Below are 8,988 nucleotides of genomic sequence, written 5' to 3'. Positions count from 1 at the left end.
CCCCGTTTCCTTATCCAGCTTGTTCGCCAGATCCTCGATTCTGGGGTGGTAATACTTCCGGCCATGGCGGAGAGTGGGTTCGAGTTTTGACCTCTGCCGGAAAGCCAGTATACTAGCCCAATTCCTGCTCTTCGCTTTGCTACCAATCGCCATCGTTCGAGTCTGGGAATCCATGTAAGTTATTGAAGTTGAAAGGAGTCAGGGTGAAAGTCTTCGAATCCCTCTCTCTCCGCCACCCTTACTGGCTTAAAACTTTAACGAAAGTGACTGCCCATCTCTCTTGCATCCCAGTTTTATCGTGCTATCCTTCAATCACCTTATGGACTGAAATGAAGTGCTTATCTGCGGGCGCCATCCGGCGCATGTGGTCTCGGGCTGAACCCCTCGAACGATAAAAATCTCATGAATATCCACCGAAGCGCTATACCCAACTGACTGAGGAGCCCTCTCCAATGAGTGACGCTATTCTTTATGTATCTGATGACAGTTTTGAAACGGACGTACTGAAGTCTTCCAAACCGGTTCTGGTCGATTTTTGGGCCGAATGGTGCGGACCTTGCAAGATGATTGCCCCCATTCTGGAAGATATCGCTGGCGAATATGCCGACCGCCTGCAGGTTGCTAAATTTAACATCGACGAAAATCCCAACACGCCCCCTCAGTATGGCATTCGCGGTATTCCCACATTGCTCCTCTTCAAAGCGGGCAAGCTTGAAGCCACCAAGGTGGGTGCCCTGAGTAAAGCCCAACTGACCACATTCCTGGATAGTCAACTTTGAATACACCACGTCCCCGCCGTAAATCTCCCCGGACGCCCAAGTCCTTCCCCAACGAAGATATTCTGGTAGACGACGAAGACGATAGTACGCTTTGTCCAGCACCTGGCGCTTCGGCGATGAATCTGACTGATCTTAAACGCAAAACAGCCGCCGAACTGGCGGTGATCTGTCAGGATATGGGGTTAGAGGGTACCGCCCGCCAGAAGAAACAGGAAATCATCTTCAATATCCTCAAGGCGCACGCGCGCAACGGGGATGCCATCTACGGCGAGGGCGTGCTGGAAATTTTGCAGGATGGTTTTGGTTTCCTGCGAGCAGCCTCAGGGTCCTACATGGCGGGGCCGGATGACATTTATGTCTCGCCTTCGCAGGTGCGGCGCTTTCATCTGCAGACCGGAGACACGGTTTCCGGGCAGATTCGTCCTCCCAAAGAGGGTGAGCGCTATTTCGCACTGCTCAAGGTAGAGAGCATCAATTTCGAAGCGCCGGAAGCGACTCGCAACAAGGTGAACTTCGACGATTTGACGCCACTGTTCCCCGAAGAGCGACTGCGTCTGGAATCCGACAATATCCCCTATGGCGAAATGGCACCGCGGATCATTGATCTGGTGTCACCCATCGGTAAGGGCCAGCGCGGTCTGATCGTTGCCCCGCCTAAAACGGGTAAGACGGTGTTGCTGCAGCAGATTGCCCACGCCATCACTGCCAATCATCCTGAATGCTATCTGATCGTGCTGCTCATTGATGAGCGCCCGGAAGAAGTGACGGAAATGCAGCGCTCGGTGAAGGGCGAGGTGGTCTCCTCCACCTTTGATGAACCGGCGACGCGCCACACCCAGGTTGCAGAAATCGTCCTGGAAAAAGCCAAGCGCCTGGTCGAGCACAAACACGATGTGGTCATTCTGCTCGACTCCATTACCCGTCTGGCGCGTGCCTTCAACACCGTGGTGCCTTCTTCCGGCAAGGTTCTGACCGGCGGCGTGGATGCCAATGCGCTGCAAAAGCCCAAGCGATTCTTCGGCGCCGCACGCAATATCGAAGAGGGCGGCAGCTTGACCATTATTGCCACGGCCCTGGTGGAAACCGGTTCCAAGATGGACGAAGTCATCTTCGAGGAGTTCAAGGGTACGGGCAATATGGAAGTGCATCTCGACCGTCGCCTGGCCGAGAAACGTACTTACCCTGCCATCAATCTGAACAAATCCGGCACCCGTCGTGAAGAGCTGCTGGTTCCGGCCGAGATGCTCAGTAAAATGTGGGTGTTGCGCAAGTTGCTGGCACCTATGGATCCGGTGGAATCCATGGAGTTCCTGCTCGACAAGGTGCGTGGTACCAAAACAAACGCGGAGTTCTTCGACTCCATGAACCGTTAAGCGGGTCCGCTGGACGCCTGCCCTGTCCATCCCTATAATTCGCCTCTTTGTATCGAGGCCCCGAGAGTAGCTATCATGAAAACCAATATTCATCCCAAGTACGAAGAAATCACCGTCACCTGCAGTTGCGGCAACGTCTTCAAGACGCGCTCGACCGCGAACCGCGACCTGCACATCGACCTCTGCTCCGAATGTCATCCTTTCTACACCGGTAAGCAGCGCGCCGTTTCTGCCGCTGGTCAGGTAGAGAAATTCCGCAAGCGTTACGGCGGTCAGTAAATCGCTATGACGGAGACAGATACCCAGACAGATCTGCGGCGACGGGCACTGGAGTATCACGCCCGCACGCCAGCGGGTAAGCTTTCGGTCATACCGAGCAAGCCCTGCAGCAGTCAGGAAGATCTGTCTCTGGCCTACACGCCCGGAGTCGCCGCTCCGGTGCGTGAGATCGCCGACGATCCGGAGAAGGCCTACGACTATACCGCGAAGGGCAACCTCGTCGCCGTAGTCAGTAACGGTACGGCGGTGCTCGGTCTGGGCAACGTCGGGCCGCTGGCGGGTAAGCCGGTCATGGAAGGCAAGGCACTGCTCTTCAAACACTTCGCAGATATTGATGCTTTTGATATCGAAGTGCAGGCGCGCGATGCCGAACATCTCATCGACGTAGTGGCGGCCATCGCCCCCGGTTTTGGCGGCATCAATCTGGAAGACATCGGTGCTCCGGTCTGTTTTCAGGTCGAAGAAGCCTTGCAGGCCATGCTGGACATCCCCGTATTCCACGATGATCAGCATGGTACGGCAGTGATCGTGGCTGCGGCGTTGCAGAATGCACTGGAATTGCAGGGTAAGGAATTAGGCCGCATCAAGGTCGCTATTGTTGGTGCTGGCGCCGCCGGACTTGCCATTGCGCGTATGTTGCGGGCGCTGGGGGTAGCGGATATCTTCCTGAGCGATTTGCACGGCGTGCTGCACAGCGGACGTACGGACCTTACCCAATGGCATAAACCCTTTGCGGTGGCGCCCAGGGACTGGGATCTGGCGGCAATGTTGCGCGGTGCCGATGTAGTGATCGGCGTCTCTGTGCGCGGCGCTATTCCGGAGGCGGCGTTGCCGACGCTGGCGCCCAGGCCAGTGATTTTTGCACTCGCCAATCCCGATCCTGAGGTGGACCCCGCCGTAGCGCGGCGACTGCGTCCCGACGCCATCATCGCCACGGGTCGTTCGGATATGCCCAACCAGGTCAACAATGTGTTGGGCTTTCCCTTCCTCTTCCGCGGTGCGCTGGATTGCCGGGCTCGGCAGATCAACCAGCCCATGCTGCTGGCGGCCGTAGATGCTTTGGCGAAGCTGGCGCGGGAGCCGGTACCGGACGCGGTGCAGGCCGCTTATGGGCGGACTGCAACGCAAGGTCTGGCCTTTGGCCCCGAGTACATTATCCCCAAACCTCTGGACCCGCGCCTACGGCAGCGGGTCTCTGGCGCAGTGACCGTTGCCGCGCGAGAAAGCGGCGTCGCGCGGCGCTAAATCACGATGCGTCTCGCGGATCTGACGGTTCGCGATCTGCGATTCGCCTTCGGCCAATTGCTCGCCGCCGTTCTCTTTTTTGCCCTTGTCTGGAAAATCCTTGCTCCCTTTTTGCCAGCTCTTGGCTGGGCGGCTGTTCTCGTTTATGCGACCTGGCCGCTGGCTGGTCCCATGCGCCGACATTGGCCGCCCGTGCTGGCAGCAGCAGGCGCCACGCTCATGCTGGCGCTGATTTTTATTCTTCCCGTACTTTTCCTGAGCATCACCCTGGGCACGGAGTTGCACCATGTACTGACCGACCTCGGCAGCCAGGATGCACGTACGACCCTGGAAGCAAGGCTGACTCAGATACCTTGGGTGCATGATCTGCTCGCGCAGATCCCCGCCCCCTGGACGGCGAAACTGATGCCCGGTGCTCTGTCTCCCGACCTCTCCGCCTGGGCGGGACGGCTGGGCAGTGTTGCGGGTGGGATCGGGCGCTTCGGCGCTTTGCTTATACTCGTTCTCATCACCGCCTTTTTCTTCTACCGGTATGGTGAACTGCTGTTGGATCAGTTGCGCCGTTTTGTCGGCCAGGTGCTGGGACAACGGGGCGACGCCTATCTACGGACGGTGGCCAGCACCATCCGTGCGGTGATTTACGGCATTCTGGCGACAGCAGTGGCGCAGGGTGCCCTTGCGGGGGTGGGTTACGCGGTGGCAGGACTGCCTGCGCCCGTACTGCTGGCTGTCATCACCCTGCTGTTTTCCTTTATTCCCGTCGGTACGCCCCTGGTTTGGGGCGCTGCGAGCATCTGGCTGCTCTTTCAGGGCGATATCTTGGCGGGAGTAGGGCTGGCCCTGTGGGGTGCGCTGGTGGTGAGCTGGATTGATAACCTGATTCGCCCGCTGGTAATTTCCAGCGCGGTACGGATTCCGTTTCTGCTGGTGCTCTTCGGGGTGCTGGGCGGCATTCTCGCTTTCGGTTTTCTCGGGTTGTTCCTGGGGCCGGTGCTGCTGGCCGTATTGCTGGCGATATGGGATGAGTGGTTGCGGCCAGCGCCTGCTGCGCCGCAGGGTTGAATGTCCGCTCTATGCAGGCAGTCAGCTGTCGGCACAAATAAAATGTATATGAGCAGATGCAAAAAACACCTTGTTTGAGTATCCGGTTGGAAATTCAATTTACATTGAAAATCTTATTTATTCTGTCATCGGATGAGAAAAACTCAGCGGATTTGCAGCCCGGCGAGCGCCTGCTTCTTGGCCTGTCTCACACTTGGCCCTATACTGCGGATACTAACCAGACGGTCAGTGTGCTTTTACCCTGCACCCTGTCGCGCCGCTCTCTGGGTGTTATCCACGCGATGCATCCCCTGCTGAACTTGCCACGAGGACCTCATGCGCTCCGATACGATCAAAAAAGGTTTTGAACGCACTCCCCACCGCGCCCTGCTCAAGGCCTGCGGTGTCACCGACCAGGATATGGATAAGCCCTTCATCGGGGTGGCCAACTCCTTCATCGACATTATCCCCGGCCATGTGCATTTGCAGGAGTTCGGACGCATCGTCAAGGAGAACATCCGTGCGGCAGGGGGCGTGCCCTTCGAGTTCAATACCATCGGTGTGGATGACGGTATCGTCATGGGTCACGACGGTATGCGTTACTCGCTGCCGAGCCGTGAGCTGATTGCGGACTCCATCGAGACGGTGGTGCAGGCCCATCATCTGGACGCGCTTATCTGTATCCCCAACTGCGACAAGATCGTGCCCGGTATGATCATGGGCGCGCTGCGCTGTGACGTCCCCACGGTATTCGTCTCCGGCGGCCCTATGGAGGCCGGTCATCTGTCTGACGGAACAGCGATCGATCTGGTGACGGCCTTTGAGGCGGTCGGACAGTTCAAGCGCGGGCAGATCACCCAAATCCGTCTCAAAGAGATCGAGGACAAGGCCTGTCCGACCTGCGGCTCCTGCTCCGGCATGTTCACGGCCAACAGCATGAACTGCCTGATGGAGGTCCTTGGTATTGCGCTGCCCGGCAACGGTACCATCCTGGCGACGGCGGCGGCGCGCCGCGACCTGGTGCGGCAGGCTGCGGACCGGGTGGTGGCACTGGCCATGGCGGGCGGACCGACCATGCGGCAACTGGTGGATTTCGATGCCATCGATAATGCGTTCATACTGGACATGGCCATGGGCGGTTCCACCAACACGGTGCTGCACACCCTGGCTATCGCCCGGGAGGCCGGTCTGAATTATCCGCTGGCGCGGCTGAACGATCTGGCGCAGCAGGTGGCCTACCTTGCCAAGGTATCGCCAGCCCTGTCTACGGTGCATATCGAGGACATCGGCCGCGCCGGTGGTATTCCGGCTATCCTCCATGAGGTGCACAAGCGCAACCCCGATGTGCTGCATCTCGATAAGCCGACAGTGAGTGGCCAGAGCCTGCGCGAGATCGTATCGGCGGCGACGGTCAAGGACAGCAGGATCATCCATTTGGCCAATGACCCCATTTCACCCACCGGCGGCTTGCGGGTGGTCTTTGGCAATCTCGCGCCCGAAGGCGGTATCGTCAAAATTGGTGCGGTATTGCCCGCCATGCGGAAGTTCTCTGGACCAGCGAAGATTTTTGAGAGTATGGAAACCGCAGCAGACGGTATTCTTGCCGGTGAGGTCAAGGCCGGTAATGTGGTGGTGATCCGTTACGAAGGCCCGAAGGGTGGCCCCGGTATGCCGGAAATGCTGACGCCTACCGCCAACATCATGGGCATGGGCCTGGGCGAAAGTGTGGCATTGATTACCGATGGCCGTTTTAGTGGGGCGACCCGCGGGGCCTGTATCGGCCATATCTCCCCAGAGGCGGCAGAGGGCGGCCCCATCGGCCTGCTGAAAGATGGGGACATTATTTCTCTTGACCTCGATAACGGCAAAATCCACGTCGACCTGAGTGACGAGGAATTGGCCGAACGCCGCAAGCATTGGGTGCCGATAGAAAAGCCCCTGAAGTCACCGTGGTTGCGCCGTTATCGCAAGCTGGTGACTAACGCCGCCAACGGCGCGATCCTGGAGTCCTGAGCATTCATGAGTACTGGTGAGCTACATATTGGCGTCTATGTGGATGCCGAAAATATTCGTTATAACGGCGGTTATGCCATGCGTTATGACGTGCTGCGGCGCTTCGCCGGGCGGGAGGACGGGGCGCGACTACTACGCCTGAACACCTACATGGCGGTGGATGGCGAGCGCATGAAGCGTGACCGCGAGTACCGGGAACGGATTCGTGGCTATCAGCAGGCGGTGCGCGATCTGGGCTGGAAAATCATCGAAAAGCCGGTGCGCTGGTTCGTGGACGAAGAAGGCAACAGCATGTCCAAGGCCAATGCCGATCTGGATCTGGCGGTGGATGTGATGCTGCAATCCGAGCGGCTGGATCAGGTGCTGCTGGTCACGGGTGACGGGGATTTCCTGCAGGTGGTTCGCGCGTTGCAGAATAAGGGATGCCGGGTCGAGGTGCTGGCGTTCAAAAATGTCTCCAGAGAATTGCAGCATGAAGCGGACGCTTTCTACTCCGGTTATCTGGTGCCCGGGCTGATTCCCACCCGCGGCGACGTGCGGGTGCCGTGGGGGGAAATAGGCTCACGCATCCGCGGTATCTGCATCCGTTGGGAGGCGGACCGCGGCTTCGGTTTCATCCGTTTTTTGACCGGTATTTCCGCTCGTTTGTGGGTGACCGATACCCGGCAGGACGACTCTCCCTACGAGACGGCCTTTGTCCATATTTCTGACCTGCCGCGCGAACTGGATACGGATGACCTCCCGAGCCGGGATATCATTCTGGAGTTTGATCTTGAGTCCAGTGAGACGGAAAAGGGTGGCTTCATCGCCCGCCGCTGCACGGTGGTCAATCGCTATGATGGCCGCACCGGGGGCTTGTCCAGGCTGCCCGACCGCGCCGCCGCCACGGAACGGGGGGAGGATACGGGGTTTCCTTCGGAAGGCGAAGCCGAGGAGAATGAGGCGGTCGCCGACACCTCCTGACCCCGCTTCACGCTTTCACGCTGCGAAAAAATACCTGACTGCGGCGCTGGAAGTTGTAGAGGTGCTGCCGCGGCACCGGTAAATCCTCCAAGGTGCCGTGGTGAAAGTTGCGCTCCAGAAACCAGTGGGTTGTCTGGGTGCTGAGCACGAAGATCTGTTCCAGCTTCTGCGCTCGCGCGCGTTCCTGGCAGTAGTCAAGCAGCCGCTCACCGCGCCCCTGGCGACGATAGCGGCTGTTTACCGCAAGACAGGCGACTTCGGCCATTCCCTGATCAGGGTAGGGATACATGGCCGCACAGCCGATGATCTTGCCGTCCCGTTCCATGACCACGAAGTGATCTGCTTCCATTTCGAGGCGTTCCCGGCTGCGTCGCACCAGCACGCCGCGCTCTTCCATGGGACCGATCAGATCAAGGATGCCGGGGATGTCGGCGACGGTGGCGGTCCGCAGATGTTCAAAAGGATCTTGAGAGATGAGGGTACCGAGGCCGTCGCGAGTGAATAGTTCGCGCAGCAGCGCACCATCCACATGCCGGGATATGAGATGGACACGATCCACCGTTCCGGCGCAGGCGATCGCAGCGCTGTGCAGATGCTCGCGCAGGTCGCCTTGAATATCGTCCCGGGTGAGCAATTCCGGCAATTCAGACAGGGTAACCTGGCGCAGGAGTTGGCCCTGGGCATCGGTCACGCCGTCTTCGTCCATGAAAAAAACCAGCTTGGCGGCGTGCAAGGACAAGGCCGCTGCTACGGCCACTTCCTCCGCGCGGATGTTGAACAGGGTGCCCGTCGGCGAGACGCCGATGGGGGAGAGCAGGACGATTTCGTCGGCAGCAAGATGGCGCTGGATGGCCTCTGTCGCTACCCTCCGTACCTGCCCGGTATACTGGTAATCCACTCCCTCCAGCACCCCAAGGGGCTGGGCGATGATGAAGTTGCCGCTGACCACCTGCAACCCGGCATGGGCCATGGGCGAGCCCATTTGCCCCTCGGACAATGCCGCCTCCACCACCAGACGGGCGCCGCCTACCGCCTCGCGGAGTACCTGCATGGCCGCCAGGTCGGTGATGCGCTTGCCGTTGACTCGCTCGGTGCGCAGTTGGTGGGCCAGCAGTGCCGCGTCAATCTGCGGCCCGGCCCCATGCACCAGGACGACATTGATGCCCAGGCTGTTGAGCAGGGCGATGTCATGGGCGAGGCTGCGGATGCTGCCATCCGCCAGGGCGTCGCCACCGAAATTGATGACGAAAGTCTGCCCGCGAAAGCGATGAATGTAGGGCGAAGACTCGCGGAAG

At 59.1% G+C, this 8,988-nt stretch carries 8 protein-coding genes; 7 read left to right on the top strand and 1 reads right to left on the bottom strand.

What is annotated here, in order from left to right; all coding sequences use genetic code 11:
• Nucleotides 1–452 precede the first annotated feature (452 nt).
• The 7 genes from trxA to AC2VNK_RS09695 all read left to right on the top strand — a co-directional run bounded on the left by trxA (nt 453) and on the right by AC2VNK_RS09695 (nt 7,693).
• Nucleotides 453–779, top strand: a complete 327-nt coding sequence (trxA, locus tag AC2VNK_RS09725) for a thioredoxin TrxA (protein ID WP_291523080.1) — start codon at nt 453–455, stop codon at nt 777–779.
• Nucleotides 776–2,152 carry a transcription termination factor Rho gene (gene rho / locus AC2VNK_RS09720; protein WP_486883605.1) on the top strand — a complete coding sequence of 459 codons (1,377 nt, stop codon included), beginning with the start codon at nt 776–778 and terminating at the stop codon, nt 2,150–2,152. The genes trxA and rho overlap by 4 nt, the downstream gene beginning before the upstream one ends.
• A 75-nt stretch (nt 2,153–2,227) precedes the next feature.
• Nucleotides 2,228–2,431, top strand: a complete 204-nt coding sequence (rpmE, locus tag AC2VNK_RS09715) for a 50S ribosomal protein L31 (RefSeq protein WP_291523078.1) — start codon at nt 2,228–2,230, stop codon at nt 2,429–2,431.
• Between the two features lie 6 nt (nt 2,432–2,437).
• Nucleotides 2,438–3,676 (top strand): malic enzyme-like NAD(P)-binding protein, encoded by a 1,239-nt coding sequence (locus AC2VNK_RS09710; RefSeq protein ID WP_486883604.1) that lies wholly within the window; start codon nt 2,438–2,440, stop codon nt 3,674–3,676.
• Nucleotides 3,677–3,682: 6 nt separating this feature from the next.
• The gene (locus tag AC2VNK_RS09705; protein WP_291523072.1) at nt 3,683–4,738 is read left to right on the top strand and encodes an AI-2E family transporter; all 1,056 of its coding nucleotides are present in this window, start codon (nt 3,683–3,685) and stop codon (nt 4,736–4,738) included.
• 315 nt (nt 4,739–5,053) lie between these two features.
• A complete protein-coding gene (gene ilvD / locus AC2VNK_RS09700; RefSeq protein WP_291523070.1) occupies nt 5,054–6,730 on the top strand; it encodes a dihydroxy-acid dehydratase in 1,677 nt (558 codons plus the stop codon).
• A gap of 6 nt (nt 6,731–6,736) precedes the next feature.
• Nucleotides 6,737–7,693, top strand: coding sequence for a LabA-like NYN domain-containing protein (locus AC2VNK_RS09695; RefSeq protein ID WP_291523069.1), 957 nt, complete (start codon nt 6,737–6,739; stop codon nt 7,691–7,693).
• A gap of 7 nt (nt 7,694–7,700) precedes the next feature.
• Here the strand turns inward: AC2VNK_RS09695 and argA are convergent.
• The coding region (argA, locus tag AC2VNK_RS09690) for an amino-acid N-acetyltransferase (protein WP_486883603.1) at nt 7,701–8,988 on the bottom strand (1,288 nt) is incomplete at its 5' end.

The sequence above is a fragment of the Acidithiobacillus sp. TH-A35 genome (assembly GCF_057473505.1).
This window is presented reverse-complemented; position numbering and strand designations above follow the sequence as displayed.

Coding starts and splice junctions, on each gene's coding strand:
- AC2VNK_RS09710 (WP_486883604.1), top strand. CDS start 2,438: ATGACGGAGACAGATACCCAGACAGATCTGCGGCGACGGGCACTGGAG.
- AC2VNK_RS09695 (WP_291523069.1), top strand. CDS start 6,737: ATGAGTACTGGTGAGCTACATATTGGCGTCTATGTGGATGCCGAAAAT.
- rpmE (WP_291523078.1), top strand. CDS start 2,228: ATGAAAACCAATATTCATCCCAAGTACGAAGAAATCACCGTCACCTGC.
- trxA (WP_291523080.1), top strand. CDS start 453: ATGAGTGACGCTATTCTTTATGTATCTGATGACAGTTTTGAAACGGAC.
- AC2VNK_RS09705 (WP_291523072.1), top strand. CDS start 3,683: ATGCGTCTCGCGGATCTGACGGTTCGCGATCTGCGATTCGCCTTCGGC.
- ilvD (WP_291523070.1), top strand. CDS start 5,054: ATGCGCTCCGATACGATCAAAAAAGGTTTTGAACGCACTCCCCACCGC.